The organism is Rhizobium sp. NLR10b, from assembly GCF_019685435.1.
Lineage (GTDB): Bacteria > Pseudomonadota > Alphaproteobacteria > Rhizobiales > Rhizobiaceae > Rhizobium.
Map to the genome: position 1 here is coordinate 180,626 of NZ_JABDWV010000010.1, position 25,103 is coordinate 205,728.

General features: G+C 60.7%; 27 protein-coding genes and 2 pseudogenes. 17 read left to right on the plus strand and 12 right to left on the minus strand.

What is annotated here, in order from left to right:
* The first annotated feature begins 167 nt into the window (after positions 1-167).
* From HJB91_RS18320 to HJB91_RS18335, 4 genes are all read left to right on the plus strand, one after another.
* Positions 168-428 (plus strand): accessory factor UbiK family protein, encoded by a 261-nt coding sequence (locus HJB91_RS18320; RefSeq protein WP_210630478.1) that lies wholly within the window; start codon positions 168-170, stop codon positions 426-428.
* 388 nt (positions 429-816) lie between these two features.
* On the plus strand, positions 817-1,317 hold the full coding sequence (locus tag HJB91_RS18325) for a YbjN domain-containing protein (protein ID WP_004680153.1): 501 nt from the start codon (positions 817-819) through the stop codon (positions 1,315-1,317).
* Position 1,318: 1 nt separating this feature from the next.
* Complete coding sequence (gene proC, locus HJB91_RS18330; protein WP_210630479.1) at positions 1,319-2,146, plus strand: pyrroline-5-carboxylate reductase; 828 nt, start codon at positions 1,319-1,321, stop codon at positions 2,144-2,146.
* Positions 2,147-2,157: 11 nt separating this feature from the next.
* Entirely contained in the window at positions 2,158-2,499 is a 342-nt protein-coding gene (locus HJB91_RS18335; protein WP_221155661.1) for a tRNA-binding protein, read from the plus strand.
* Between the two features lie 54 nt (positions 2,500-2,553).
* Here HJB91_RS18335 and HJB91_RS18340 read toward each other — a convergent pair whose 3' ends face one another.
* Positions 2,554-3,207: an MBL fold metallo-hydrolase gene (locus HJB91_RS18340; RefSeq protein WP_221155662.1), complete on the minus strand. Its 654-nt coding sequence runs from the start codon at positions 3,205-3,207 to the stop codon at positions 2,554-2,556.
* A 289-nt stretch (positions 3,208-3,496) separates the two neighbouring features.
* On the opposite strand from HJB91_RS18340, the gene HJB91_RS18345 reads away from it, so the two are divergent.
* The 4 genes from HJB91_RS18345 to HJB91_RS18360 all read left to right on the plus strand — a co-directional run bounded on the left by HJB91_RS18345 (position 3,497) and on the right by HJB91_RS18360 (position 7,288).
* Positions 3,497-4,114, plus strand: a complete 618-nt coding sequence (locus HJB91_RS18345) for a DUF1236 domain-containing protein (protein ID WP_221155664.1) — start codon at positions 3,497-3,499, stop codon at positions 4,112-4,114.
* A 529-nt stretch (positions 4,115-4,643) separates the two neighbouring features.
* On the plus strand, positions 4,644-5,135 hold the full coding sequence (locus tag HJB91_RS18350; protein WP_210630483.1) for a MarR family winged helix-turn-helix transcriptional regulator: 492 nt from the start codon (positions 4,644-4,646) through the stop codon (positions 5,133-5,135).
* The gene (locus tag HJB91_RS18355; RefSeq protein WP_210630484.1) at positions 5,136-5,837 is read left to right on the plus strand and encodes a response regulator; all 702 of its coding nucleotides are present in this window, start codon (positions 5,136-5,138) and stop codon (positions 5,835-5,837) included.
* Between the two features lie 74 nt (positions 5,838-5,911).
* Positions 5,912-7,288, plus strand: coding sequence for an ATP-binding protein (locus HJB91_RS18360; protein WP_210630485.1), 1,377 nt, complete (start codon positions 5,912-5,914; stop codon positions 7,286-7,288).
* Here HJB91_RS18360 and HJB91_RS18365 read toward each other — a convergent pair.
* Positions 7,285-7,708: pseudogene (locus HJB91_RS18365) on the minus strand (winged helix-turn-helix transcriptional regulator). The gene HJB91_RS18360 and the pseudogene HJB91_RS18365 overlap by 4 nt on opposite strands.
* 71 nt (positions 7,709-7,779) lie before the next feature.
* On the opposite strand from HJB91_RS18365, the gene HJB91_RS18370 reads away from it, so the two are divergent.
* Positions 7,780-8,652, plus strand: coding sequence for an oxidoreductase (locus HJB91_RS18370; RefSeq protein WP_210630487.1), 873 nt, complete (start codon positions 7,780-7,782; stop codon positions 8,650-8,652).
* Between the two features lie 61 nt (positions 8,653-8,713).
* Here the strand turns inward: HJB91_RS18370 and HJB91_RS18375 are convergent, their stop codons facing one another.
* The 3 genes from HJB91_RS18375 to HJB91_RS18385 all read right to left on the minus strand — a co-directional run bounded on the left by HJB91_RS18375 (position 8,714) and on the right by HJB91_RS18385 (position 10,915).
* Positions 8,714-9,175 carry a BA14K family protein gene (locus tag HJB91_RS18375; RefSeq protein WP_210630488.1) on the minus strand — a complete coding sequence of 154 codons (462 nt, stop codon included), beginning with the start codon at positions 9,173-9,175 and terminating at the stop codon, positions 8,714-8,716.
* A 147-nt stretch (positions 9,176-9,322) separates the two neighbouring features.
* Positions 9,323-9,538: a cold-shock protein gene (locus HJB91_RS18380; protein WP_003561293.1), complete on the minus strand. Its 216-nt coding sequence runs from the start codon at positions 9,536-9,538 to the stop codon at positions 9,323-9,325.
* A 486-nt stretch (positions 9,539-10,024) separates the two neighbouring features.
* Positions 10,025-10,915, minus strand: coding sequence for a DMT family transporter (locus tag HJB91_RS18385; protein ID WP_221155666.1), 891 nt, complete (start codon positions 10,913-10,915; stop codon positions 10,025-10,027).
* A 98-nt stretch (positions 10,916-11,013) separates the two neighbouring features.
* Between HJB91_RS18385 and HJB91_RS18390 the strand changes: the two genes are divergently transcribed.
* Positions 11,014-11,484: a DUF3052 domain-containing protein gene (locus HJB91_RS18390; RefSeq protein WP_221155667.1), complete on the plus strand. Its 471-nt coding sequence runs from the start codon at positions 11,014-11,016 to the stop codon at positions 11,482-11,484.
* A 4-nt stretch (positions 11,485-11,488) separates the two neighbouring features.
* Here HJB91_RS18390 and HJB91_RS18395 read toward each other — a convergent pair whose 3' ends face one another.
* The 4 genes and pseudogenes from HJB91_RS18395 to HJB91_RS18415 all read right to left on the minus strand — a co-directional run.
* Positions 11,489-12,631 (minus strand): PQQ-dependent sugar dehydrogenase, encoded by a 1,143-nt coding sequence (locus HJB91_RS18395; protein ID WP_221155670.1) that lies wholly within the window; start codon positions 12,629-12,631, stop codon positions 11,489-11,491.
* 59 nt (positions 12,632-12,690) lie between these two features.
* The gene (locus HJB91_RS18400; RefSeq protein WP_210630492.1) at positions 12,691-13,452 is read right to left on the minus strand and encodes a class GN sortase; all 762 of its coding nucleotides are present in this window, start codon (positions 13,450-13,452) and stop codon (positions 12,691-12,693) included.
* On the minus strand, positions 13,442-15,823 hold the full coding sequence (locus HJB91_RS18405; protein ID WP_221146977.1) for a marine proteobacterial sortase target protein: 2,382 nt from the start codon (positions 15,821-15,823) through the stop codon (positions 13,442-13,444). Before HJB91_RS18405 ends, HJB91_RS18400 begins: the two co-directional genes overlap by 11 nt.
* 235 nt (positions 15,824-16,058) lie before the next feature.
* Positions 16,059-16,673 (minus strand): annotated as a pseudogene (locus HJB91_RS18415) (glycosyl transferase); the annotation flags it as partial.
* Positions 16,674-16,880: 207 nt separating this feature from the next.
* Here HJB91_RS18415 and HJB91_RS18420 point away from each other — a divergent pair.
* The 6 genes from HJB91_RS18420 to HJB91_RS18445 all read left to right on the plus strand — a co-directional run bounded on the left by HJB91_RS18420 (position 16,881) and on the right by HJB91_RS18445 (position 21,781).
* Positions 16,881-18,083 (plus strand): pyridoxal phosphate-dependent aminotransferase, encoded by a 1,203-nt coding sequence (locus tag HJB91_RS18420; protein ID WP_221146978.1) that lies wholly within the window; start codon positions 16,881-16,883, stop codon positions 18,081-18,083.
* Positions 18,084-18,183: 100 nt separating this feature from the next.
* On the plus strand, positions 18,184-18,450 hold the full coding sequence (locus HJB91_RS18425; RefSeq protein ID WP_210630495.1) for a type II toxin-antitoxin system Phd/YefM family antitoxin: 267 nt from the start codon (positions 18,184-18,186) through the stop codon (positions 18,448-18,450).
* Positions 18,447-18,833 (plus strand): type II toxin-antitoxin system VapC family toxin, encoded by a 387-nt coding sequence (locus HJB91_RS18430; RefSeq protein ID WP_210630496.1) that lies wholly within the window; start codon positions 18,447-18,449, stop codon positions 18,831-18,833. The genes HJB91_RS18425 and HJB91_RS18430 overlap by 4 nt, the downstream gene beginning before the upstream one ends.
* A 362-nt stretch (positions 18,834-19,195) precedes the next feature.
* A complete protein-coding gene (locus tag HJB91_RS18435; protein ID WP_210630497.1) occupies positions 19,196-20,101 on the plus strand; it encodes a glycosyltransferase family 8 protein in 906 nt (301 codons plus the stop codon).
* 47 nt (positions 20,102-20,148) lie between these two features.
* Positions 20,149-21,018: a 3-deoxy-manno-octulosonate cytidylyltransferase gene (locus HJB91_RS18440; protein ID WP_210630498.1), complete on the plus strand. Its 870-nt coding sequence runs from the start codon at positions 20,149-20,151 to the stop codon at positions 21,016-21,018.
* A gap of 73 nt (positions 21,019-21,091) precedes the next feature.
* On the plus strand, positions 21,092-21,781 hold the full coding sequence (locus tag HJB91_RS18445) for a glycosyltransferase (protein ID WP_210630499.1): 690 nt from the start codon (positions 21,092-21,094) through the stop codon (positions 21,779-21,781).
* 39 nt (positions 21,782-21,820) lie between these two features.
* Here HJB91_RS18445 and HJB91_RS18450 read toward each other — a convergent pair whose 3' ends face one another.
* On the minus strand, positions 21,821-22,918 hold the full coding sequence (locus HJB91_RS18450) for a calcium:proton antiporter (RefSeq protein ID WP_221155672.1): 1,098 nt from the start codon (positions 22,916-22,918) through the stop codon (positions 21,821-21,823).
* 231 nt (positions 22,919-23,149) lie between these two features.
* Between HJB91_RS18450 and HJB91_RS18455 the strand changes: the two genes are divergently transcribed.
* Positions 23,150-23,437 (plus strand): DUF2188 domain-containing protein, encoded by a 288-nt coding sequence (locus HJB91_RS18455; RefSeq protein WP_064804010.1) that lies wholly within the window; start codon positions 23,150-23,152, stop codon positions 23,435-23,437.
* A gap of 104 nt (positions 23,438-23,541) precedes the next feature.
* On the opposite strand, the gene HJB91_RS18460 is transcribed toward HJB91_RS18455, so the two are convergent.
* Together HJB91_RS18460 and HJB91_RS18465 are read right to left on the minus strand one after the other, a co-directional pair.
* Entirely contained in the window at positions 23,542-24,051 is a 510-nt protein-coding gene (locus HJB91_RS18460) for a GrpB family protein (protein WP_210631585.1), read from the minus strand.
* 32 nt (positions 24,052-24,083) lie between these two features.
* On the minus strand, positions 24,084-25,013 hold the full coding sequence (locus tag HJB91_RS18465; RefSeq protein ID WP_221155674.1) for a LysR family transcriptional regulator: 930 nt from the start codon (positions 25,011-25,013) through the stop codon (positions 24,084-24,086).
* Positions 25,014-25,103: the final 90 nt, after the last annotated feature.

The following is a 25,103-nucleotide window of genomic DNA, read 5'->3' on the forward strand; positions in this document are numbered from 1 at the left end:
CGCGATCCCGGACGGTCAAGTGCATTGTTCGTGATCGCTCCTCCGCTACCTTCTTCAGGATAAGGCTATCCCGCGCAAAGCGCTTGCATCCCAGGTGGCGAAGCCCTACCTCAATCTTCGGGGCCCCGAAGGGCTGAATTCACCTTATACGAAGGGAGAAAAACGCCATGACGACCGGAACGAACCGCATCATGGACGAGTTCGCCAAGCTGATGACCGACGCGGCAGGTGCCGCCCAGGGCGTCCGCAAGGAGATCGAGACGGCTTTCAACGCGCAGGCCGAGCGTTGGCTGAACAGCATGGACGTCGTCAAGCGCGAGGAATTCGAGGCCGTGCGCGAGATGGCGATCAAGGCGCGTGATGAAAATGAGGCGCTTGCCGCCCGTATCGCGGCGTTGGAGGCCAAGCTCGCCGGCGAGAGCCACTAAATTCCCATATGGCGCAGATGCGGCGTTGCCTTCATGCCACACGCCGCATCTGTCACAAAAAATTCCAGGTGAGTTTTCCACCTGTGGACACTGCCAAAAAAGCCAATACGCAGAGTCGTTTAATCTCCCTTCTGAATTGAGTTTCGAAGTGCTTTCCACAGCAGGTCCGCCCTATTTTCCCTTCTGGGGGCTGGCAGGTGGCAAGGGTCATTATACACTGATTTTAAATGATGATTCGAAGCGACTTGGTAAGCTCCGGGCAGGTTATCTGCGTTAAGTCTGGCAGCGGTTCAACGATCATCCGATGGTGGTTTCCGGTATTGCGTGTGTCTTTCTTGTGTTCGTATCCCAAGCTAAGCCGCATTCGTTCCGGTCAAGAAGGTGCTGCATGAACCTGATGGAATTGGAAGTCGAGCGTCAGTCGAACCCGGTCGATATGATCGAGTACGTGGCCTCCAACAACGACTGGTCGTTCGAGCGGTCCGGCGAGGACGAGATCGCAATGACGGTCGAGGGGCGCTGGGCGGACTATCACGTTTCCTTTTCATGGATGGAGGAATTCGAGGCGCTGCATCTTGGCTGTGCTTTCGATATCAAAGTCCCCGACATCAGGGTCAACGAGGTGGTCAAGCTGCTCTCGGCGATCAACGGGCAGGTGCTGATGGGTCATTTCGACCTCTGGCGTCAGGAAGATGTCGTCATCTTCAGGCAGTCGCTGCTGCTTGCAGGCGGCGCGGAGCCGACCAATCGCCAGGTAGAGGTGCTGCTTTCCAGCGCGCTCGACACCTGCGAAGCCTATTTCCAGGCATTCCAGTTCGTTGTCTGGTCCGGCATGGACGCGGCGAAGGCGATGGAAGCCGTGCTGTTCGAAACGGTAGGCGAGGCATAAGATGCCAGCGAAGGCTTTCTCCTCGGCAAATCCCATCGTGCTGATCGGCGCCGGAAACATGGGCGGAGCCATGCTCTCCGGCTGGCTGAAGAGCGGCGTTCCGGGTTCGGCCGTCATCGTTGTGGATCCCGGCCCCTCGTCGGCGATGCTGGCGACGATCAAGGAAGCCGGTGCGATGCATCTGACCACGGTCCCTGCGGAATTGAAGGCGAGTGTCTTATTCCTCGCGGTCAAGCCGCAGGTGATGGAGACGGTGTTGCCGGCGGTGAAGAGCGCCGTCGGACCGGCGACGGTCGTTGTCTCGGTCGCAGCCGGCAAGACGCTCGGTTTTCTCGAAAGACATCTCGGCAAAGCCGCCATGGTGCGAGCCATGCCGAACACGCCGGCTATGGTCGGCCGCGGTGTGACGGGGGCCTTTGCCAATTCAGGGGTCAGCAATCCGCAGCGCGAACGCGTCCATGCCCTTCTCAGCGTCTCCGGCCCGGTCGAATGGGTGCCTGCCGAGGCCGATATCGATGCCGTGACGGCGCTTTCCGGCAGTGGCCCGGCTTATGTATTCTATCTCGTCGAATGTATGGCGGAGGCAGGCCGAAAGCTCGGCCTGCAGGCGGACCTCGCCATGCGTCTTGCGCGGGAAACGGTCGCGGGGGCTGGTGAACTCTTGCACCAGTCCCCCGACGATGCTTCGCGGCTGCGCCAGAATGTGACGTCTCCCGGCGGCACGACGGCGGCGGCGCTCGCCGTGCTGATGGCGGAGAACGGCATGCAGCCCCTGTTCGATAAGGCGCTCGCGGCAGCGCGCAAGCGGGCCGAGGAACTGGCCGGCTGAGGAAGAACCACATGGCGGAAGAGATCAGCTACGCCGATTTCGAGCGTGTCGACATCCGTGTCGGTACGATCATCGAAGCGAGCCCCTTTCCGGAGGCGCGCAAGCCGGCTTTCAAGCTGCTCATCGATTTCGGCCCTGAGATCGGCATCAAGAAATCCTCGGCGCAAATCACCGTGCATTATACGCTGGAAACCCTGATCGGCCGGCAGGTGCTCGGCGTCGTCAACTTCCCGCCGCGGCAGATCGGGCCGTTCCGTTCGGAAGTGCTGACGCTGGGATTCGAGGACGAGAATGGCGCGATCGTGCTTGCGGCGGTCGAACAGCCGGTGCCGAACGGCAGGAAGATGATGTGAGTATCGGCTCACATCGTTCTGCCGGGTGGTGCCTGATGTGTCTGCATTGGATGCTCAGCGAGGCCTGATTTCCTGCAGAAACGGATTGCTTCGCCGTTCGTCGCCGATGCGGCTGCCGGGCCCGTGGCCGCAGATGAAGCCAACGTCGTCGCCGAGCGGCAGGACCTTGTCGCGGATCGAATCCAGCAGCTGCTGATGATTGCCGCCCGGCAGGTCGGTGCGGCCGATCGAGCCGTTGAAGAGCACGTCGCCGAGATGGGCGAAATTCTGCGCGCGGTTGAAATAGATTACGTGGCCGGGGGCGTGGCCGGGCGTGTGATAGACCTCGAATTCGTGGGCGCCGAAGGAGACCTTGTCGCCGTTCTTCAGCCAGCGGTCCGGCAGAACATTGCGCAATCCGGATATGCCGTATGTCGCGGCCTGGGTCTCAATCCGCTGCAGCAGCGGCAGGTCGTCCTGATGCGGGCCGACGATGTCGACGCCGAGCGCTTCCTTCAGCTCCCTGGCGCCGCCGGCATGGTCTAGATGACCGTGCGTCAGCCAGATTTCCTTGATGGTCAGCTCGCCGTTCTCAATCGCCTGAAGGATCAGCGGCACGTCGCCGCCCGGATCGACGACGACGCCTTCCCGGGTATCGGGATCGAAGAAGACCGTGCAGTTCTGCTGAAAGGGTGTCACCGGAATGATGCCGGCCTGGAGCATGCCCATAAGTGCCTCGCTTGGGTGTCTCGGGTGCTCAGGGTATAGTCTGAAACGGCGTCGAGGACAGCCGAAATCTTCGGCTTTTGACGCGTGTTTCACGGCAGCAAGACCCACTGCAACACAAGTTTATACGTCCCTTCCACCGTTAGGCCCATCGGGGAAATCCAGTTTTGTTATGATTTTTCAATTGCTTGCCAGCGCGTATTTACAGGTGTTGTTTTGTCGGGTCGGGGCGCGTGGGAACATCGTAGAACGCCGCGCGTTGTCCGGCCATCGAAACCAAGGAGACGCTCACATGACCTTGACGAGAAACATCCTATTGGCTGGAGCCGTGCTCCTGGCGAGCGGCGGTCTGGCGCAGGCGGAGATGGTGGCGACCACGGTCAACGATCTCAACGTCCGCGCCGGTCCGGGCCCGCAATATCCGGCAGTCGGCCTTGCCACCCGCGGCTCGACCGCGGTGCTCGACGGCTGTATCGAGGGCAGCCGCTGGTGCCGTGTCGACGTCAATGGCATGCGCGGCTGGGTCTATGCGGATTATCTGCAGATGGACTACGGCGGCAACCAGGTTATCGTCGAGCAGCATCGCGCCGAGATCGGCGTTCCCGTCGTGACCTACGAGTCGACCGCCAGCGTTGTCCCGGCTGACCCACAGCCGGCGCCGGGCGATGAATTGATCGGCCCCGTTGGAGCCGTCGAAACGATCACTCCGCCGGAGACGGTGCGGACCTACATCGAGACCAATCCGACCGAGACAGTCCGGCTTGGCGGCGATGTGGTCGTCGGCGCGGAAGTGCCTGCCGACGTGACTTTCGAGACGATTCCGGACTATGAATACCGCTACACAAGGATCAACGACCGGCCGGTGCTGGTCGATCCAGGTACGCGTCGGATCGTCTACGTCTATCAGTAAGATCATCGGGAAATCCGAAACGAGGCGGTCGGCAGGCCGCCTCGTCCGGGCAATTCCTCCTCCCGCCTCAATCCCGCAAGGATGGATTTTCCCAGCTTTCTTTCTTTGTATGAGAAGATAATAATATATTAAGAGTTCGGCCTCTTAGAGACCGGCGTTGCTTCCGCGGCCTAACCGGTGCGACCGAACCGGAAACATTCGCTGAAATCAGGCAGTTCCTCCGGCCGGATCGCGCCCTCGATCACCTCGATGCCAGGCGATCCCAAACCTTCTCCGGCGCTTAACGCGCCCTGCCTGTTGATTGTTGTCCCCATTACGTTTTATCCACAGGCGGTAAGGGAATTACTTATTGCGGTCGGAAATTCCGGCGGACCTTGGTTTCCAAAAGAAGTGTCAGGGAAACTGAGAAGCTGGGGGCTCCCACGAAAGTTCGGCAAAGCTGGCAGCCGCGTAAATTTATGCCAACAATACTGATCTATATTTTGCGGATAGTTTCCCGCAACATGCGGAACGAGAAAGGAAATGCCGAGTGTCACGACAGACCGGTCTGAAAGCAGGCAAGCCGGAGCCGTTGGCCACGCCGATGGAAGATACAGGCGGTATCGATTTCGAGATCATCGAACTGTTCTTCTTCGCCTATCGCGACTTCGTTTCCGATCCTGACGCCATCCTCGAGAAGAGCGGCTTCGGCCGGGCGCATCACCGCGTCGTGCATTTCGTCAACCGCAATCCGGGCATGACGGTGGCTGATCTTCTCGACACACTGAAGATCACCAAGCAGAGTCTTGCAAGGGTGCTGAAACAGCTGATCGACTCAGGCTATATTCGCCAGGTGGCCGGTCCTGAGGATCGGCGGCAGCGCAAGCTTTATCCGACGAAATCGGGCCGCGAGCTGGCGCTTGCCCTTGCAGAGCCGCAATCGCGCCGCATTGAGCGGGCATTCGAAGGAGCCTCTGCGCAGGAGCGGGAGGGCGTGAAGGCCTTCCTCGGAGGCATGCGGGACAGAAAGAAGGCGGATTGAATGGCGGTCAGGACAGGTATTTCCGACGATGCGGCGCATCTGCTGGTGGTCGACGATGACTCCCGCATCCGCGCGCTGCTCAATCGTTATCTCGCGGAGAACGGCTTTCGCGTCACTGTCGCGGCCGACGGCGCCGAGGCGCAGCGCAAACTTGCCGGTCTCGATTTCGATCTCATCATCATGGATGTGATGATGCCGGGCGAATCCGGCATAGACGTCACCCGCGGGCTTCGGGCCATCAAGAATGTGCCGATCATCATGCTGACGGCGCTGGCGGAATCGGGCAACCGCATCGAAGGCCTCGAGGCCGGCGCCGACGATTATCTCTCAAAACCCTTCGATCCGCGCGAGCTGGTCCTGCGCATCAACAATATCCTGCGCCGCAACGCTGGCGGTGAGGGGCTGAAGATTGAACAGGTCATGTTCGGGCCCTACACTTTCTCCTTGACCCGCAAGGAGCTGAAGAAAGCCAGTGAGGTGATCCGGCTTACCGATCGCGAGCAGGAAATCATGCTGCTCTTTGCGCGGCGCGCCGGTGACACCATCCCCCGTCACGAACTGATCGGCAATGACACCGAGGTCGGCGAGCGGACGATCGACGTGCAGATCAACCGGCTCAGGCGCAAGATCGAGGAGGATCCGGCCAACCCCGTCTGGCTGCAGACGGTTCGCGGCATCGGATACAGGCTGAGCATCGACTAGATTTGAGAAGTGGAGCATGATGCCGATGACGTTCACACTTTCCCGCATCGTGCTCTGAACGGCCGGGACCGACGATGGTGACAATGGACAGTTTGCGGCGGGAAGACCGCGCTCCGGCGGCGGGCTGGCGCTGGATCGTCCGCTGGCTGCGGCGCCGATTGCCCACCGGACTCTACGCGCGCTCACTGCTGATCATCATCATCCCGATGGTGCTGCTGCAATCCGTCGTGGCCGCCGTCTTCATGGAGCGTCACTGGCAAATGGTGACCGAACGGCTGTCGCTCGCCGTCACCCGCGACATCGCCGCGATTATCGAGATCGTCGAGACCTATCCGCAGAATTCGGACTATAGCGAGATCATCCGCATCGCGCGCGATCAGCTCAACTTGCAGATTTCGATCGAGCCGGACGGCGATCTGCCGCCGCCGCGCGTCAAGCCCTTCTTCTCGATCCTTGACGGCATTCTCAGCGATGAGATCACCGATGAGATTCACCGGCCTTTCTGGATCGACACGGTTGGTAACTCGAATCTCGTCGAAATCCGCATCAAGCTCGAGAACAAGATACTGCGGGTGCTGGCCAAACGCAGTCAGACCTATGCCTCAAACACCCATATCTTCATCGTCTGGATGGTCGGCACGTCGCTGGTGCTGATCGGCATCTCGATCCTCTTCCTGCGCGGACAGATTCGGCCGATCCTGATGCTGGCCCGGGCTGCCGAAAGCTTCGGCAAAGGGCAGAAGCCCGACAATTTCTATCCGCGCGGCGCCGACGAGGTCAGGCGCGCCGGCCTTGCTTTCATTCTGATGCGTGAACGCATCGAACGGCAGATCGAGCAGCGCACGGCGATGCTTTCCGGCGTCAGCCACGATCTGCGCACCATTCTCACCCGCTTCAAGCTGCAACTGGCGCTCGCCGGCGACAATCCCGACCTGCATGGCCTGAACGACGACGTCAATGATATGCAGACGATGCTGGAAGCCTACATGGCCTTCGCCCGCGGCGAGGTCGAAGAGGATGTTGGCGAACTGAAGCTCAGCGAGATCTTCGCCAAGCTGGAATCCGATTTCGTCCTGCATCGTAAAAGGTTCAGCTATTCGATCGAGGGCGACGACGACATTTCCGTCAGACCGAATGCGTTCACGCGTCTCGTCACCAACCTTGCCTCGAACGCGCGCCGTTATGCCGACAGGCTCGACATCGAGGCCAAGCACAATGCCAAGTGGCTGACTGTTATTTTTGACGATGACGGGCCGGGCATTCCGGAAAAGAATCGCGAAGACGTGTTCAAGCCGTTCTTTCGGCTGGACACGGCCCGCAACCTCGATGCATCGGGCACTGGCCTCGGTCTTGCGATCGCCCGTGATATTGCGCGCAGCCATGGGGGCAACGTCACGCTCGGCGACAGTCCACTCGGAGGCTTGAGGGCGACGATCCGCATTCCCGCTTAAATGTCCGTTGCCGTCAGCTTCACGGCCTTGCGCGCATCGAACTCATCCAGGCGCTCGACGATCCAGCGCCAGAGAGTGACAACCTGCATGAGCAGATTGCGGCCGAGCGGCGTCAATTCATATTCGACGCGCGGTGGAATCTCGGGATAGAGCGTGCGAATAATGAGGCCGTCGTTTTCGAGCGTGCGCAGCGTCTGAGTCAGCACTTTCTGGCTGATGCCCTCAACCCGCTCCATGAGGCGCGAGAAGCGTAAGGGCGCGCCGGCATCGGACAAGACGTGCAGGATGCGCAGCGGCCATTTCGCCGCCGCCCGCTCGATCAAGGCGCGCGCCCGCGCATCCTGCTCGTCGGTCATGTTGCAACAGAAATCGAACATTTCGCCGGCCATTCCCAGTTACCTCAGGGTGTGTATAGATCATACTGGTACCTTCTTTCGAATGGAAACAATACGACCTACATGCTCCGGGAACCAATCAAGGAGAGGTTACCGATGTCGAAGGTGTGGTTGATTACAGGCAGTTCGCGTGGTCTCGGTCGGGCGCTGGCGGAGGCGGTTCTGGCAGCCGGCGACAATCTGGTGGCGACGGCGCGCGATCCCGCTCAGCTTGCCGTTCTTTCCGAACTGTACCGCAGTCAGGTGCTGACGCTGGCGCTTGACGTGACCGACGAGCAGGCGGCAGCTGCCGCGGTGGAAGCTGGCGTGAAGCGGTTCGGCCGTATCGACGTGCTTGTCAACAATGCCGGCTACGGCAATGTCGGCCCGATCGAGGATACCAGCCTTGCCGATTTCCGGGCCCAGATCGAGACCAACCTGTTCGGCACTGTTATCATGACCAAGGCGGTGATCGCCCTGATGCGCGAACAGGGTGCGGGCCATATCATCCAGTTCTCATCCGTTGGTGGCCGTATCGGACCGGCTGGACGCGGCGCCTATTCGGCAGCCAAATTCGCCGTCGAGGGCTTCTCGGAGGTGTTGTCGAAAGAGATCGCGCCATTCGGCATCAGGGTGACGGTGATCGAGCCGGGCGGCTTCAGAACGGATTTTGCCGGTGCCTCGACGGTGCTGGCCGAGGGGCGAGCGAACTATGCGGAAACGGTCGGCGCCACAGTGCGCTTCCAGCGTGAATATGACGGCCGTCAACCTGGCGATCCTGCCAAGGCGGCTGCGGTCGTCATCCACATTTCAGGGCTCGAACAACCGCCGTTCCGGTTGCTGCTCGGCAGCGATGCGGTTCGCAATGTCGAGAAAGCGGATGCGGCGCGCATCGAGGCCGATCGAGAATGGCGTGCCGTCAGCGTCTCGACTGATTTTGACCCGGATGCCGAAGCGGGCCTAATGCCTTGGGAAAAGAAGACCGCCTAAACTCGGCAAAAAACAAAAGCGCCGCTGAGGAGCGGCGCTTTGTATCAGGAATTTTGAACAATCAGCCTGCAGTGCAGAAATGGCTGCGGCCGTCATTGCCGATATAGGTGCCGCTGCGCGGATCGAAGGAGCGGTAGCGGTAGGAGCAGTAACGCTCCCATTGCGGTGACCAGGGCTCCACCGAGGTGCGGACGGGCGCATAATATCTCGGCTGTTCGACATACTGCGGCTGCTCGACATAGACGCGGCGCGGGGCGCGATAGACCGGAGCAGGCTCGTAATATCCCGGCTCGTAAGGCGGGTCGATGTAGCGGGGTTCGTCGTAAACAGGGCCGTTATTGGCGTTGGCGATGGCCGAGCCGACGATCAGACCGGTGGCGAGGCCGACAGCGCCGCCGACCAAGGCGTCGTTGTTGTTATGATGGCGCCAGTGGCGGTCGCCGGCCGAGGCGTCGCCGATGACGGAGAGAGTAAGCGCGGCAGCCGTTGCCGTCAGCAGAAGAGTTTTGGCGAGCCTGTTCATAACCATCAAGTCCCAATCTCGGAAACCGAACTCCGGCTCCTTCTCGATGGTGTCAGTCCTAGAGATTTCTAGCTGAACGAAGGCTGAACGACAAAACCCGGCATTGCTGCCGGGCTTCAACTCGAATTCGACAGCCTAGTTAAGGGCTCAGCCGGCAATCTGCAGATTGACAGCCTTGGGGCCCTTGCCGCGGCGATCCGGCTCCGTGTCGAAGCTTACCTTCTGGTTTTCCGTCAAACCGGCCAGCCCGGAGGCCTGTACGGCAGAAATGTGAACGAAGATATCGGCGCCGCCCCGGTCCGGCTTGATGAAGCCGAAGCCCTTGTCGGTATTGAAGAATTTTACAGTGCCAGTCTCGGCCATGCGTCAGGTCCTTTTCTCTCTGCCCGCCATCCACACGGGCAGCATCATAGCATTGCCTCCTTGCGGGAGGCGTTAGCAGGCAAGTCTTGAAATGTGAGAAAAAGGTCCCCTCTACCTCGGCCTGTTCCAAGCAGGACTTTCGCCTGCTTTTTCTGGAACCGGCTGACCGGAATATTAGCGTTCCCGGCGCGCAAATACTTAAGGACTTCCCATGCTCGCAAAATGCCCGAACGAGCCGAGAGTGCTGCGTTTAAGGGATTTTGGCAAGCAAAAGTTTTTTAACGTGTCCTTCCGGGCACACTGCTCCCGACATCTGGTTTGCGCAAAAACGCAAAATTTCCGTCGCGAACGGAGGATGATTAACGATTCATATCGTCCGCAATGTAAGTTTCGGGCAGATTTTGCCAAAAATGCAACGTAAACGGGCCTTGCGGGTTCCTAAAATATTTTTCCAAATCCAGCGTCCACCCATATTTGGAGGCGTGTTCAGACGGCTGTCAAGCGGCGGCGAGCAAATCCGGGGACGATCTCGACTACAAGCATAGCGATAAACATTAGCGCACAACCTGTATATCCTGTCGCCGGCATCGACTCACCGAGAATCAGGGCTGCGAGCGATGCACCGAAGAGCGCTTCGGACGAAAGGAAGATCGCCGCCTGCGACGGCGTCGTGTAGCGCTGCGCGATTACCTGCAGCACGAAGGCCAGACCGGACGAGAAGATGCCGACATAAAGGATCTCGGGTCCTGCGGACCAAATCGCGGAAAGGCTGATCGGTTCGACCGTTGCGGCAATGGCCAGCCCGAAGACAGTGGTAACGGCAAATTGCGTGGCCGCCAGCGCGAGTGGCCTTCCGTTCTCGGAGACGGTCGTGCCGGCAAGGGTGATCTGGATCGCCCAGAAGACGGCGCAGACCACGGTCAGGAGATCGCCTGAGGTGAGCGCCGAAAGATGACCGCCGGATAGGAGATAGATGCCGGCGAGCGCCATCAGCGCGCCCGGCCAGATGATCCAATGCGGGGCACGGCGCAGGAAGAACACGGCAATGAGCGGCACGAAGACGACATAGAGGCCGGTGATGAAGCTGGAATTCGTTACCGTCGTCGTCTGCAGGCCGACCTGCTGGGTGGCAGCGCCGCTGAAAAGGGCAAGGCCGGTAAGGACGTAGAGCCTGGCATGGCGCGCGCTGGTCTTCGCCTCTGCCTTGCGCGCTTCCAGAAGAACGAAAGGCAAGACGGCCAATGTGGCAACCGCAAAACGCAGGGCGATGAACCAGAAGGGGCCGATCGCCTTCATCGCCGTCGATTGTGCGACGAATCCGCCGCCCCAGATGGCGGCGGCAAACAACAGGAGGAGATTCGCCTGAATGCGCGTCATGTCGTCCTCCAAGGGAAGGGAGATGTGTCCGAGCGGTTAGCAGTTGCCTTTCCGCTAGGCAAGGGCGAAGACTTGGTGCTGATGGGGGAGGTGGAGGCATGCAACACGAAAAACAGCGGCCGGCGAGCGACATGGCTGCACCCGGAACGGCAAGCTATTCCGGTACGCCGCTTGCCAGGAAGCTCGGGCTTGCGCATGGGCAGGCTGCCGCTCTTCTCGATGTTCCCGAAACGATCGAAGACATCGTTGGTTTCGCCGGTTTTGCTTCGGTCGTCCGCGTGCTTCCCGAGACGCTTTTTCGGGCGTTTGACTATGTGCATCTATTTGTCACTGAGCGCATGGTGCTGGAAGCGGCGGCGCCAACGCTTTTGCGGGTCCTAAAGCCCGACGGCATGATCTGGATCTCCTGGCCGAAGAAGAGTTCACGCGTGCCGACCGATATCACCGAAGACGTGCTGCGGGAGATCCTGCTGCCAACTGGCCTGGTCGACATCAAGGTCTGCGCTGTCGACGGGACCTGGTCGGGGCTGAAATTCGTCATTCGCAAGGAATTGCGCAGCGCGCTGTGATCGCTCAACCATTGCTGGCCGGAGCGCGCGAGACCCTGAGCAGCGCGCCGTCGTCCTCGTCCGTCACCATCAGCAGCGCGCCATCGGGCGCCACGATGACGTCGCGGATGCGGCCGTAATCACCTTCGAACAAGCGCTCTTCGGCGACGAAGGCGCCGCTCTCGTCGCGCTGCATGCGCGAGAGCAGCTGGAATTTCAGTGCCGCGACGAGGAAGTCGCCGTCCCATTCCGGGAACATGGCGCCGCGATAGACAGCGAGCGCGCCGGGCGCGATCGAAGGATCCCAATAGTGCAGCGGCTGCTCCAGCCCTTTTTTGGCGGTGCCTTCGCCGATCTCGGCGCCCGAATAGTCACGGCCGTAGGTGATGATCGGCCAGCCATAATTCTTGCGGGCTTCGATCCGATTGATCTCGTCGCCGCCGCGTGCGCCATGCTCGACGGTGTAGAGCTTGCCGTCCTTGGCATCGAAAGAGATGCCCTGCGGGTTCCGGTGGCCCTTCGACCAGATCTCCGGCAGCGCCTTGCCACCGTCCTTGAACGGATTGTCGGCGGGGACGCTGCCGTCGGCATTGATGTGAACGATCGAGCCGGCATCGTCCTGCCAGTCCTGCGAGCGGTCGCGGTCGCCGCGGTCGCCGACACTGATGAACAGCGTGCCGTCAGGGGCAATCGCGATACGCGCGCCATATTGGATGTTGCCTGAGGTGAAGCGCTTCATGGTGAAAATCGGCGTCACCGCCTCAAGCGTCTTTTCGTCAGGAGATAGCGTCGCGCTGAAGGCCTCGGTGCCGGAGCCCTGCTTGTTGGCGATGGCGGCGGTGAAATAGAGTTTTCTGCTCGCGACAAAGTCCGTGGCAAGCGCCACGTCCATAAGACCGCCCTGGCCGCGGGCATTCACTTTGGGCACGTTGCCGATCGGCTCGGAAAGCTTGCCATTGCGGATGATACGTATGCGGCCCGGCCGCTCGGTGACGAGATAGGCGCCGTCGGGCAACACTTCGACCGCCCAGGGGTGTTCGAGACCATCGGCCAGTTTTTCGACGCGAACCGTAGGACCCTGCGTGTTGACGGTATCGGCCGCATTGGCCGAAGTGGCGCCGAAAAGAATCAGCGTCGCGGCGAAATGGAAGGCGGATATTCTTGTCATTTGCTTCCCCGTCGTCTCTCCATCCGGAACGTGGAGTGGGCAGGGCAGAGCTTCAAGCCTCAGTCTGTCTGTAATAACGGCTTTGTGTTTGCCGGTTGAACGGAGCCGGCCGCGTTACCATCGACCAGTTCGGCTTCGAGGATGTAGCGCAGCGGCCCGCGTTCGGTCGCATCGAAAGGCCAGCAGGTGGTCAGTACAAGGCGGCGGCCATCGGAGGAGGGGTCGATGCCGCTCGCGTCCCAGGGGGCAACGCGGCCTTCGCCGGCCTTGAATGTCAATAGCTTGCCGTCGCGGCGGGTAACTTCGATCGTATCGCCCGGCCTTATATATTGCAGCCAGCGGAAATGGGTGTCGCGATGGGCGGCGATGACGGAGGTGCCTTCGTCGCCCGGCTGCGGTGTATTGGCGAGCCAGGCCGGACCGAAGGCGAGCGCTTGGCCGGAGGCGCCGGAAAGCACGATCGCCTCCTTGCCGAGGCGCGGCGCACGCACCCTCGCTTCAGTGATGAAATCGGCCCAAGGCCAGGGTTTCGTCTCCTTGCCGCTCAGTTCGGCGGCAAAAGCACGCTTCAGCAGGACCTGAGAGATTTCTGCCTTCGCCTTCAGCAGGAGGCCGTCGCCGATCAGCGTCAAGCCGTAGAAAGCAAGACCGGCAATGGCGAAGGCGATCGTCTTTTCGATCGGCGAAAGACGCCAGAGGAAGAAACCCTTTCTCCTCCGTGCCTTCGGCATGTCGTGGGCCGTGGCGGCGGCCATGGCGAGTTCCAGATAGGTCGGAAGCGGCTCGAATTCGGCCGCTTCCTGATTGTTGCTAGAAGCCATCGCGCTTGGCTCCGGCAGTGACGAGACCCTTGAGGCGGCGGCGCCAGATGGCGAGCCCGCTCGCCGCCGCCAGCGCCAGCAGCAGCATGGTGAGCCCGCGCATGATCTGCTCGTCGGCGCGAGTCGCCGTCTGCGGCAAGTTCACGGTTGAGCTCTTCTGCGCGATCAGCATGGCGGCTTTCGCCGTCGGCGCCGCGGCCATCAAGTTGGCGATCTCGGGCGATGCGGCGAGATCCTGGGTTGCGGCTGCGGTCCGTTGCGGTTCGGCTCTTCCAACCGGCGTGGCCGCGCCATGGCGTTCGGCGCCGCCAGAAGGGACAGCATTTTCGCCGAAGACCTTTCCGAAGTCCCAACCTTCGGGGAGGTTGAGCGGCAGCTTCGTCGAGCCGAGCGGTTCGGTTGCCGGCCGCGACGGCGTGACGTCGACGGCGACCAGACTGGTGACGCGCGAGACGAGGTGGTGGGCGAGCGCCACCGTCTCGATGTCCTTGTCGAGTGCCGCGGGGTCCTGGCGCTCATAGGCACGGGCCTCGAAATCGTCGATCTTGCGTCGCGCCCAGAGCTTGGAAATGCCGTTGCCGTCTGCGGCATTGGCGATATCCATCTCGACGCGCCAGGGCTGGTTGCCTGTCTTGCCGACGATCTGCAGCTTGCCGGTAGGCTTTTCCTGCGGCAATTCCGCAGTCAGAACGACGGGCTCGCCGCTATAGAGGTCGGGCATCGGGTTCGGCGTGATATCCTCGGCTTCGATGCCTTCGAAGGTTGCGGCGATATCGGTCATTGCGGGGTTCTGCAGCTTGGCGAAGAGTTCGCTCATGCGGCTTGCCACCTGGTCGGTCGAGCCAATCTGGGTGAAGGTGCCGCGGCCGACCTCGGCGGCTTTGGTCATGAAATAAGTGTTCGGCGCCGAGCCGATGCCGACGGTGAATACGCGGGCATCGCCGTGGTTTGCGGTGATTTCCTGGAAGAGCTGTTTTTCGTTGCCGATCGCGCCATCCGTCAGGAAGACGACCTGGCGCAGAGCGCCGGTTGCGACGGGGCCTTGGTTGCGAAGTGCATCCTCGAGCGCCGGCAGCATTTCCGTGCCGCCATCGGCGTTCAGGCTCCGGACGTAAGCGATGGCCTTTTCGCGGTTATCGGGAGTAGCGGCGACGAGGCCGTTGAAATAGTCGGTCATCGTATCGTCGAAACGGATGACGTTGAAGCGGTCGTCCGGGTTCAATCTGGAGATGGCAAGCGCCAAGCTTTGTCTTGCCTGCTCGATCGACTGGCCGGACATGGAGCCGGAATTGTCGATGACGAAGACCACTTCGCGTTTTGCCGGCGCTGCCGCATCCGGCGCGGTGGGCGGGGTGACGAAGGCAAGCAGATAGGTCTTGCCATCAATCGCTTCGCGGAAGAGGCCGGCGCCTGGCGTCTTGCCCGGAGCGGCTTTCCAGGTGAGCTCGAAATCTTTGTCGGCAGGAACCGCGTCTCCTTTCAGGCTGATCGTTCTCGCCTGGTCGCCGTCCTCCCGGATATCGACGTCGTGGAAGGACGACTTCACTCCACTGAGCGGGAAGCCAGCCTTGAGATTGACTGTCAACGAGATCGGATTGATTTTGGCATTCTCGCGCGGATCGAGCACCGGGGCTTCGATCTTCTCGCGATTTTCCACCGGGTCTCTCGGTGTTGCGAAGCCGGCACCGTTGTTGAACTCGACGGTCTGGACGATCGGCGCCGGATTGTAGCGCGGCGCGACGACCATCGGGAAACGCAGCGAGAATTCGCCGCCGGACTGGTGGACCGTCTGCTGATATTCGATCTGCACGACGATCTCTTCGCCGGGACCGATATTGGCGACCTGGTTGGTGAAGATGTTCGGCCGTTGCTGTTCGAGCAGCGCTGTCTTCTTGCCCTCAGCCTTGGCCTGCTCGTAGATCTCGCGGGCTTCCTGGCGCGGCTTGATCTGGCCTTCGATGAAGCGTTCGCCGATCTGCATCTTCAGCGCATCGACGGCGGAATTGTCCGGCAGCGGGAAGACGTAGGTGCCCTCGACCCAGCCCTGGCTCGGGTTCTGGAAACGCTGGGTCACCTTCACCCTGGCGATCGGGCCGGAAACAGCGATTGCGACGTCGGTCTTCAGCCGCGGCGCTTCGACATAAAAGCCCGGTTCCTTCGACGGGAAGAGCAGCGAGCCGCTATTGACGTCGTTCGGCCGTAGAAGGGCCGCGAGCTGGCCGGATGCCTGCCGCGTCTCGGCGCGGGCGGCAGAGGCAAGCCCCAGCATCGCAGCGATGCAGGCGACAAAGGCGGTGACGGCGACAAGACATGAAATGGAGATCCGGCGCATGCGCATGCGCCCAATGGCGAACTCATCTTCCAGAAACATTGGCCTACCCTCAATAACCAATTTTGGATGAGGGAATGATGCAGCTTCGATCTCGGCGCGCTCGCGACCGAATTGCGGCGGCGGGCGGCATTTGTTGCGGCTTATTCGTGGCGCGATTGAAATCCGGCGATCTCTCTGATTTTAAAAGACGAAAAACATGATCATCGTCACCGTGAAAATACCGCGGCCGGGGTCATACCCTGCCCAAATCCCGTGCCCCCAATTGTCGTGACGTTCATGGATGGGTAATTCTGTAGACCAGCAAATCATCCGAATCCACAAGCTTGGTTGCGGTCTTGTTCAGATAATCGATGACGCCGACATGATGCTCGATGAACCGTAGATCCTGCTTGTCGGCGGCGTTCTTCGCCACGCCGAACAGATCCGCCCTCTGCCGCGCAGGTCCTCGAGCTGCCCGATCGCCGTGGCGTCATTGGCGACGAATTTCGACCATTCGGAATCGCCTCCGCCGGGTGGAAACACCCATCCGCGCGCCCTGCTGTATTAGACCGCGACGGGATCGCCGGCCCTCGGGCGCGATGGCGACGACAAGGTCGCCCGGTTTCGCCAGCCGCGCCAGTTCCTCGTCAAGCAGCTTGCCCTTCATGGCGATTGGCTTCTTCATCGTCCTGACGAGGGGGAAGGGTCGACCAGCCCACAGCGACGACCACGATGCAGATCAAGCGGAGCACGACCGCCGGGGTTGTCTTAGATGAAAGCTTTGCCAGAAGAAGCGCGCCGTGGCCCCAAATATCGCGGCCGGCACATGGAAGATGTGCAAGTTCCATACATTGCTGGTGATCTCGCCCGCCGCAGCCAGATAGAGGATGACAGCTGCGGCCAGCCAAACAAGAGTGTGCGGTGCGTTTCGACTGCGCGCTGCAAGTCCCGGTGAGAACGACGGCGGGTCCGCCCGCCGGTGCGGCAAAACGATCGATAAGAATCATTGCCCCCATCACGCCTTTGCCCTTGAAATGCCGTCATACATTGGACATAGAGCTAACCGCAGAACTCCGGTCCCGGCTTTCTGCCCGTTTTAACCAATAGGACCGATATCATGGCCTTCCTTGCCGATGCTCTTTCCCGTGTGAAGCCTTCAGCCACCATCGCCGTTTCCCAGAAAGCGCGCGAGCTGAAAGCGAAAGGACGCGACGTCATCGGCCTCGGCGCGGGCGAGCCGGATTTCGATACGCCCGACAATATCAAGAAGGCCGCCATCGACGCGATCAACCGCGGCGAGACGAAGTACACGCCGGTTTCCGGTATCCCTGAGCTGCGCAAGGCGATCGCCGCCAAGTTCAAGCGCGAGAACGGCCTGGAATATTCCTGGGAGCAGACGATCGTCGGCACCGGCGGCAAGCAGATCCTGTTCAACGCCTTCATGGCGACTCTGAACCCGGGCGATGAGGTCGTCATTCCGGCGCCCTACTGGGTGTCCTATCCGGAGATGGTGGCGCTCTGCGGCGGCACGCCGGTGTTCGTTTCGGCCACCCAGGAGCATAATTTCAAGCTCCAGGCCGCCGATCTCGAAAAGGCGATCACGCCGAAGACCAAGTGGTTCATCTTCAACTCGCCGTCCAACCCGACGGGTGCGGCCTATACGCATGCCGAACTGAAGGCGCTGACCGACGTGCTGATGAAGCATCCGCATGTCTGGGTGCTGACGGACGACATGTACGAGCACCTGACCTATGGCGACTTCAAGTTCGTCACTCCCGTGGAGGTCGAGCCCAGCCTCTACGACCGCACACTGACGATGAACGGCGTCTCCAAGGCCTATGCCATGACCGGCTGGCGTATCGGTTATGCCGCCGGCCCGCTCCATCTCATCAAGGCAATGGACATGATCCAGGGTCAGCAGACCTCGGGTGCGACGTCGATCGCCCAGTGGGCGGCTGTCGAAGCGCTGAACGGCACGCAGGACTTCATCCCGGCGAACAAGAAAATCTTCGAAGGTCGCCGCGACCTCGTCGTGTCCATGCTGAACCAGGCCAAGGGCATCGTCTGCCCGGTGCCGGAAGGCGCCTTCTACGTCTATCCGTCCTGCGCCGGCCTGATCGGCAAGACGGCGCCGTCGGGCAAGGTCATCGAGACGGACGAAGATTTCGTTTCCGAGCTTCTGGAATCGGAAGGCGTCGCCGTCGTTCACGGCTCCGCCTTCGGCCTCGGCCCGAATTTCCGCATCTCCTATGCGACGTCGGAAGATCTGCTCGAGGAAGCCTGCCGCCGCATCCAGCGCTTCTGCGGCGCCTGCAAGTAAAACGAACCGCGATCATATCGATCGAAGGCCTGCCGGTGACGGCGGGCCTTTTATTTATCCGGCGTTGACGGTGTGGCTGCATGTGGCTACATTTGGTATCATGAAGACCGTTTCGATCCGTGACGCGAAGAACCGCCTGACCGAGCTTGCCCGCGAGGTCGAGGCAGGCGAGACCATTGTCGTCACGCGGAACGGCCGACCGGTGTTCGACCTGGTGCCGCATCAGAAACGCGGCGGTTTGAATCTGGAGGCCGGTCAGGCCTATCTTCGTGCTCGGGGTATTACCAATCCGGTGCCGTTCATCGCGGATGATTTTGACGATCCGCTGCCGGAGGATTTCCTCCTGAGGCCTTTGCCGGAGTCATGAGACTTCTTCTTGATACTCACATCGTTCTCGCGATCCTGAGGAAGGATGCTGGCGCGCGATTTCCGGAGATCGCGTCGCTGCTCGGCGACAGCAAAACCGTGGGCTTCGTCAGCGTCGCGAGCCTTTGGGAAACGGCGATCAAGGCTCGTCTGGGAAAGTTGGATCCCGGCATGCCGCTCGAAGACATTGCCGGTTCTCTTGAGGAAATAGGGCTGATCCTGCTGGGGATCGAAATTCAGCATGTGATTACTGCCGCCGACCCCGAGCCGGAGACGCGTGATCCCTTTGATCGGCTGCTGCTGGCGCAGTGCAAGGTCGAAGGCTTGCAGCTTGCCACCGTCGACCGGCTGCTCGTCGATCATCCTTTGGCGCTGCGGCTTTAGAGCCTTTCCTGGTCAGATTGCAGCGTTCTGCCGGAGCAGGTTTTCGTCAGGGCAAAGGCGATTGGCGACGGGCATACCCGCAGGTACGTCCGAGCCGATCGCCCGACGCGCGCCGGCCGGTCGACCATCCAACTCCGTTTGAGCCAACAGAATGCTGCAATCTGACCAGGAAAGGCTCCAAGTTCACATCCCGATTCAACCCGTTGCCGCATTGAATCCACTTCGCCTCGCAAGTCGTTGAATTCCGATTCAAAACGTGACGGGGAGTGCCGGTGGGGCGGGTGATCTGCTGTTGCGGGCGGACGCCAAACCAACTAGATATCCGGCATCAAGTTCAAATTGCCGCTTCGGGGGTCCGGATTTTGCAGCAGAGTGCCGTCATCGTCTGTTCTGACGTTAACATGCTCCCGGCCGCCTGCTGCACTCTGCTTTCCGTCAAGCGCAATCTTACCAATGCTGATGTAGAGTTCCTGCTTCTCGGCATTGACCTCAAGCCGCACGAGGTCGCCGAGGTCGATAATTTTGGGCGGCTTCACGGTATGGCGATTAGGGTGTTGCCCTATAAGACGCCCGACACCGGCCTCCAGGCGCGGGGCCGCTGGTCCGCCGCCACGCTGGCGCGGCTCTATATGGATCGGGATATACCAGAACATATCGAGCGCCTGCTTTACCTCGATGCCGATGTGCTCGCGGTGGCATCCGTCGACGAACTCTTCACGCGGGATCTCCAAGGCAAGGCGCTTGCTGCCGTCGACGACTATGTCATGGCCTTTCCCGAAAAGGCCGGCGCACGCCAGCGCAAGATCGGCATGAGCGAGGGCGGCCGTTACTTCAATGCCGGCGTGTTGCTGTTCGACTGGTCGGCCTGCCGGGCGAGGGGGCTTTTCGCAAGGACCCGGGAGATCTTCGAGGAACGGTCGCACCTGTTCGAGAACAACGACCAGGATGCACTGAACGTCACTTTCGATAGCGATTGGCTGGTGCTCGATCCGCGCTGGAATACGCAGACGGGCCTGCTGCCTTTCGTCGGCCGGCCGGCCATCTTTCATTTTACCGGCCGCAAGAAGCCGTGGCAGGCGAACGTTCCCTGGGTGCACCGGCGGATGGCCGATCGTTATGCCGAAGATCTTCGCAACACGTCCTGGGCGTCTTTCTGCAGGCAACCGTCGACGACGGACCGAGTGGCGGGCTTCCTCTCGCATGTGGGAAAGCAGATCGGCGGGCTGACGCGGCTTGCCCGGATGCGCGCCTATTTCAGCAACAGCTAGTCGGGCGGGCGGAACGCGTCGTCCTTGGAAAGTGCATGTGAGGCGATATGGAAGCAATCCCCAGCGATAACAAGGCTACGACCACTCCGGATGGTGGCTTCAATTTCCTGACGCCGGAAGCGTGGAAGGCGTTGTTGTCGGGCTATTCCCATATCGTGCTGGTAGCAAACAGCGAGGCGGTCGATATTGAACGGCTGCGGAGCGAATTGCCGGAGACGGCGCTCTACGTCTTCTTCAACAAGGTCTACAAGGTGCTCGACGAACCCTTCGTCGGCCATTCCATGCTGGTTGCTCGCAGCGACGTGATGGGCGCCCATATCGTCCACCGGCGCGAGGCGGCGGATGTCTTGCGGTTCTTTGGCGGCGACGATTTCCTCGGCGTCGTCAACATCCGGGTCTCCGTCGAGGAAAATCTCAGCGAAAAGAGCCGCTTCGAAGGCGCTAAGGCCCGTCACCTTGATCTGACGCAAATGCTCGCCGATCTCTATCCGATCGGCAAGATCGCGACGAGCGGCTTTGCGGTGGCGCTGTGGCTCGCCGATCTGCAGTTGCCGGGCAAGATCCTGCTTGCCGGCTTTTCGGCGAAACGGAGCGAGAAGTGGAAGGTGTTCGACGTGCACGATTGGACGTTCGAGCAGATCTTCCTGCGTCTCTTTGCGCGCATGGGATCGATCTCGATGATGGGCGGCGTCGATGCCAGCCCCTATTCGGCGCTCGCCAAACGGTTTCCTGAGGTGCCGCCGATCGAGATCGCGATGACTGCGGCTGAGGTCTTGTCGGAGCGGCTCGACAATACGAACAGCCAGATCGACAGGCTGATGTCCGTCACCAAGTTCATCCGCGCCGTCGACAATTTCTTTCGGCGGTTCAAACCGAAAACCCGCAAGCAGCGTTTTCTCGAAAAGTCGAAGGGATGACTGTCGCGGGCCTTTGCTAACAGGCGTGGGTGGCCACGAAAGCTGTTGCCGATACTGGCGATCAAGGTGGACAATGGAACAACAGAACGTTCGAATATTTGTGGGATTCGATCCCAAGGAAGTGGTCGCCTACCACGTTCTCGTGCAGAGCATCATCGAGAAGTCGTCGATCCCGATCGAGTTCTCGCCCATTGCGCTCTCCAACCTTGGCGGGATTTTCACCCGCCAGCGCAACGCGATGCAATCCACGGAGTTTTCCTTCTCGCGTTTCCTGACGCCCTATCTCAGCGGTTACGACGGCTGGAGCATCTTCATGGATTGCGACATGCTGATGCGTGCCGATATCGCCGAGCTTTGGGCATTGCGCGACGAGCGTTACGCCGCCATGTGCGTCAAACACGATTACCAGCCGAAGATCGACACCAAGTTCCTCGGCCAGGCACAGACCAAGTACGAAAAGAAGAATTGGTCGAGCCTCATCCTCTTCAACAATGACGAATGCCGCGCGCTGACGCCCGACTACGTCAATACCGCGACCGGGCTGCAACTCCATCAGTTCAAATGGCTGGAGAATGAAGACCTCATCGGCGAATTGCCGGTGACGTGGAATTACCTCGTCAATGAATACGACTACCGCGAAGACGCCAAGAACGTCCATTTCACCGATGGCGGGCCTTATTTCGAGGAACACAAGAACGACGATTACGCCGAGGAATGGTTCGCGGCCCGCGAACGCCTGCTCTTCGCCCAACAGTCCGCCTAAACAGCCTGTTCTTTCCCTTTTTCCGCGGTGAGGGAGCCCTCAGAGACCAAGCGCCGTCAGCATGACGAAGGTGGCGAAGAGGATGAAATGCGTCATGCCTTCTATGGCGTTGGTCTCGCCGTCGTTGAGGTTGATCGCGGCGGCAATCAAGGTGATCGTTACCATCACCGTCTGCACCGGGGTCATCGCCATGATGAAGGGCTGGCCGGTATAGAGTGCGATCGCCTCCATGACGGGCACCGTCAGGATCACCGTCGACAGCGAGGCGCCCATGGCGATGTTGACGGTCGCCTGCATTCGGTTCTTGAGCGCCGCCCGCAACGCGGTCAGGATTTCAGGCGCGGCCGAAATCGCCGCGACGACGACGGCGGTCACCGCGATCGGCGCGCCGCTGTCGCGCAGGCCTTCGGTCATGAAAGCCGACATGAACTCCGCCAGCAGGCCGATGATGACGACGCCGACGAGGATGGTGGCGATCGAGACAGCGGCCGGTCCGTCGGCGCCGTGTTCTTCCTGACTTTCCCGCTTCCGCTCGGAGCGCGGATAGCTGTAGCTGAAGAAATAGCTGTGCTGGCCGACCTGCATACGCAGGAAGAGGCCGTAGAGAGCGATCATCGCGACGATGGTAAAGGCGGAATAATAGTGCCACTTATCGCTCGGCACGAATTCCGGCACGATCATCGAAATGCCCATGGCGGTCAGGATCATCACGCCGTAGGTCTTGCCCGAATTGTCGTTGTAGGGCTGCTCCCCATGCTTGAGGCCGCCAAGGAGGGCCGCGAGGCCGAGGATGCCGTTGATATCGAACATCAGGGCCGAGTAGATCGTGTCGCGCACGAGCGTCGGCGAGCTCTCGCCGCTGATCATGGTGGCGAGGATGACGACTTCGACGGCGAGAGCCGAAAGTGTCAGAATCATCGTGCCGTAGGGATCACCGACCTTGACGGCGAGGAGTTCGGCATGATGGGCGACGCGGATGGAGGCGAGTACGATGGTGGCGACCAAGGCGGCGGTGGCGATGAGCGCCAAGCCGCGCCCCATCTCGATAACCGTGTGTTCCAGAAGATAGGCCATCACCGCGACGACGAGTGCGGTGACCAGAAACCTCTCCTCGTTAAGGCGTGACGCGATACCCAAGCCTCGGCTCCCGTTGTGATTCACGCCTTTTAACTAAGTCACTGATTTCGGAAGGGAAGCGCACGGTGGCACTCTGCTATTTGCAGTCTTCGGCGTTTAATGGAATACTGAACGCCATCGGGGCCGGAAAGCAGATCGCGGCGTCCTCGAATTCTCGTCACGCGGCCGCGATGATCCGGACCCTGTCCGGAAGCATGCGAATGCGCAACAAGATGATGAGGAGACGGATGCATGATCAAGGTGGTCTATGAAGTCGTGCCGCATGACGGCGGTTGGGCCTACAGGCTTGGAGGCGTCTATTCCGAGGCATTCCCGACCCATGCCGAGGCGCTCGAAGCTGCGCGCATCGTCGCGGCCGAACAGCAGGTCGGCGGCGATTCCGCCGAGATCAGCTGGCAGGACGAAAACGGCAAATGGCATGAGGAATATGCTGAGGGCGGTGACCGGCCGGAAACCGAGGTGGTCGACGGCTTATGGCAGGAGCGATCGGCTGGAGCCTCGCAGAGCGCTGGACATTAACCCTAAAGCGCGTCGTGATCTTTCAGATTCGCTCGCTGCGATTTAAGTCCTTGTCTTTGCGCATGCCGTTATCGCACAACCGCGCGCTTTTGCGCGACATGCACCTAGCCCCTCAATGCCCGCGTGACAATCGTGTCGACAAACTCGCGCTTCTCAGTGGTATAGCGATCGCCATCCATTCGGAATTCAGCTGCCAGCCTGCGTTTCAGCGCGGCATAATCGGCCGCCGCCTCGGGATGCGCGATGAGATAATCCCGGAAAGCCAGCCTGTTTCGATGCGTGCCGTTGCCGGCCGGGCAAAGGTAGACGCGCTCCGCCGGCATCGAACCTCTCGATAAGAATGCCCAAACCTCGTCGTCATAGCGGTTGCCGCGCGGTTCGTAGTTTTCCGAGAGAAGCACCTGCGTCGCATTCTCGATATGCTCCAGACCGGGAAGGACAATGTCGATATCGATGAGGGGCTTGGCGGCCATACCGGGTATGGCGGTGCTGCCGACGTGATCGATGGCGAGCGCCTGCGGCAGCAAAGCCAACAGCTTGGCTCGGATGCGCTGGAAAGCTTCCGGCCATTCCCTGTCATAGCTCACGAGTTCAACCGGCTTGTGCATCGTTATCTCCATAGATGCTGCGAGATTGCCCATGATTCTCATCGAAAATCGATCTCGATCTCCGCTTGCGCGCCGGTGGAATGACGATGGTAAGCCCGGATCCCCTTGACCAGCGCGTCGAAAGTGGCGCGGCAGCGCGGTGAGGTCTTCAGGCTTTCGTGCATGACCACCCATGTGCCGAGCGGAATCTCGAACGCATCGGGAAGCACATGCACGAGGTCGGGGTTTTCGCGGGCCAGTCCGATCTGGCAGAGGCCGATGCCGACGCCGGCGCGGATTGCGGAGAGCTGGGCAAGATTGCTGTCGGTCCTGTAGGAGAATTTGATCCCTTCGGGCGCCGGATAGCGTTTCATCACCATGCGGACGTAGGCCGTCTGCCGGTCGAAGCCGATGAGCCGGTGGTTGGCGAGGTCCGCCATGGTTTGCGGAATGCCGTGCCGTTCGAGATAGCGGCGGTGGGCGTGGAAGCCGATCGGGATGTCGCCGATGCGGCGCACGATGAGAGCATCCTGCTGCGGCTCGGCCATGCGTACGGCGATATCGGCCTCGCGATTTACCAGATCTTCGATCGCATCGGATGCCGAGAGCTCGATGTGGAGTTCGGGATAGGCTTCCTGCAGCGGCCCGAGAATCCGAGGCAGGATCTCGACGGCGACGACCTCGCTGGCGCTGACCCTGACCGTTCCGGCTACCCTCTCGCGCTCGCCGGATGCGGTGCGCAAAAGGGCGGCGGCGGTTGCCGCCAGCGTTTCGGCATAGGGTTTCAGCGCCTGTGCGGCGTCGGTTGGCACGAGGCCGTTCGGCGACCGGATGAAGAGCTCGGCGCCGATCGCCTGTTCCAGTGCGTCGACATGGCGGCCTATGGTCGGCTGCGTCAGCCCCAGTTCGCGCGCGGCGGCCGAAAGCGACCCCTGCTGGAGCACGGTCAGGAAACTGCGGTAGAAATCCCAGCTTGGTTCGAGAGGCATATGTTTTTGTATAACTGATCCACTTATTTCGTCAATTTTGTTTATCGGAAAGCAGGGGCATAGTCATCTCATGCAATTGAAAGGAGATGA

Excerpts from the sequence above, each read along its gene's own strand:
- HJB91_RS18320 (WP_210630478.1), top strand. The coding sequence starts at position 168 with ATGACGACCGGAACGAACCGCATCATGGACGAGTTCGCCAAGCTGATG.
- HJB91_RS18325 (WP_004680153.1), top strand. The coding sequence starts at position 817 with ATGAACCTGATGGAATTGGAAGTCGAGCGTCAGTCGAACCCGGTCGAT.
- proC (WP_210630479.1), top strand. The coding sequence starts at position 1,319 with ATGCCAGCGAAGGCTTTCTCCTCGGCAAATCCCATCGTGCTGATCGGC.
- HJB91_RS18335 (WP_221155661.1), top strand. The coding sequence starts at position 2,158 with ATGGCGGAAGAGATCAGCTACGCCGATTTCGAGCGTGTCGACATCCGT.
- HJB91_RS18340 (WP_221155662.1), bottom strand. The coding sequence starts at position 3,207 with ATGGGCATGCTCCAGGCCGGCATCATTCCGGTGACACCCTTTCAGCAG.
- HJB91_RS18345 (WP_221155664.1), top strand. The coding sequence starts at position 3,497 with ATGACCTTGACGAGAAACATCCTATTGGCTGGAGCCGTGCTCCTGGCG.
- HJB91_RS18355 (WP_210630484.1), top strand. The coding sequence starts at position 5,136 with ATGGCGGTCAGGACAGGTATTTCCGACGATGCGGCGCATCTGCTGGTG.
- HJB91_RS18360 (WP_210630485.1), top strand. The coding sequence starts at position 5,912 with ATGGTGACAATGGACAGTTTGCGGCGGGAAGACCGCGCTCCGGCGGCG.
- HJB91_RS18370 (WP_210630487.1), top strand. The coding sequence starts at position 7,780 with ATGTCGAAGGTGTGGTTGATTACAGGCAGTTCGCGTGGTCTCGGTCGG.
- HJB91_RS18375 (WP_210630488.1), bottom strand. The coding sequence starts at position 9,175 with ATGAACAGGCTCGCCAAAACTCTTCTGCTGACGGCAACGGCTGCCGCG.
- HJB91_RS18380 (WP_003561293.1), bottom strand. The coding sequence starts at position 9,538 with ATGGCCGAGACTGGCACTGTAAAATTCTTCAATACCGACAAGGGCTTC.
- HJB91_RS18385 (WP_221155666.1), bottom strand. The coding sequence starts at position 10,915 with ATGACGCGCATTCAGGCGAATCTCCTCCTGTTGTTTGCCGCCGCCATC.
- HJB91_RS18390 (WP_221155667.1), top strand. The coding sequence starts at position 11,014 with ATGCAACACGAAAAACAGCGGCCGGCGAGCGACATGGCTGCACCCGGA.
- HJB91_RS18395 (WP_221155670.1), bottom strand. The coding sequence starts at position 12,631 with ATGACAAGAATATCCGCCTTCCATTTCGCCGCGACGCTGATTCTTTTC.
- HJB91_RS18400 (WP_210630492.1), bottom strand. The coding sequence starts at position 13,452 with ATGGCTTCTAGCAACAATCAGGAAGCGGCCGAATTCGAGCCGCTTCCG.
- HJB91_RS18405 (WP_221146977.1), bottom strand. The coding sequence starts at position 15,823 with ATGTTTCTGGAAGATGAGTTCGCCATTGGGCGCATGCGCATGCGCCGG.
- HJB91_RS18420 (WP_221146978.1), top strand. The coding sequence starts at position 16,881 with ATGGCCTTCCTTGCCGATGCTCTTTCCCGTGTGAAGCCTTCAGCCACC.
- HJB91_RS18425 (WP_210630495.1), top strand. The coding sequence starts at position 18,184 with ATGAAGACCGTTTCGATCCGTGACGCGAAGAACCGCCTGACCGAGCTT.
- HJB91_RS18430 (WP_210630496.1), top strand. The coding sequence starts at position 18,447 with ATGAGACTTCTTCTTGATACTCACATCGTTCTCGCGATCCTGAGGAAG.
- HJB91_RS18440 (WP_210630498.1), top strand. The coding sequence starts at position 20,149 with ATGGAAGCAATCCCCAGCGATAACAAGGCTACGACCACTCCGGATGGT.
- HJB91_RS18445 (WP_210630499.1), top strand. The coding sequence starts at position 21,092 with ATGGAACAACAGAACGTTCGAATATTTGTGGGATTCGATCCCAAGGAA.
- HJB91_RS18455 (WP_064804010.1), top strand. The coding sequence starts at position 23,150 with ATGATCAAGGTGGTCTATGAAGTCGTGCCGCATGACGGCGGTTGGGCC.
- HJB91_RS18465 (WP_221155674.1), bottom strand. The coding sequence starts at position 25,013 with ATGCCTCTCGAACCAAGCTGGGATTTCTACCGCAGTTTCCTGACCGTG.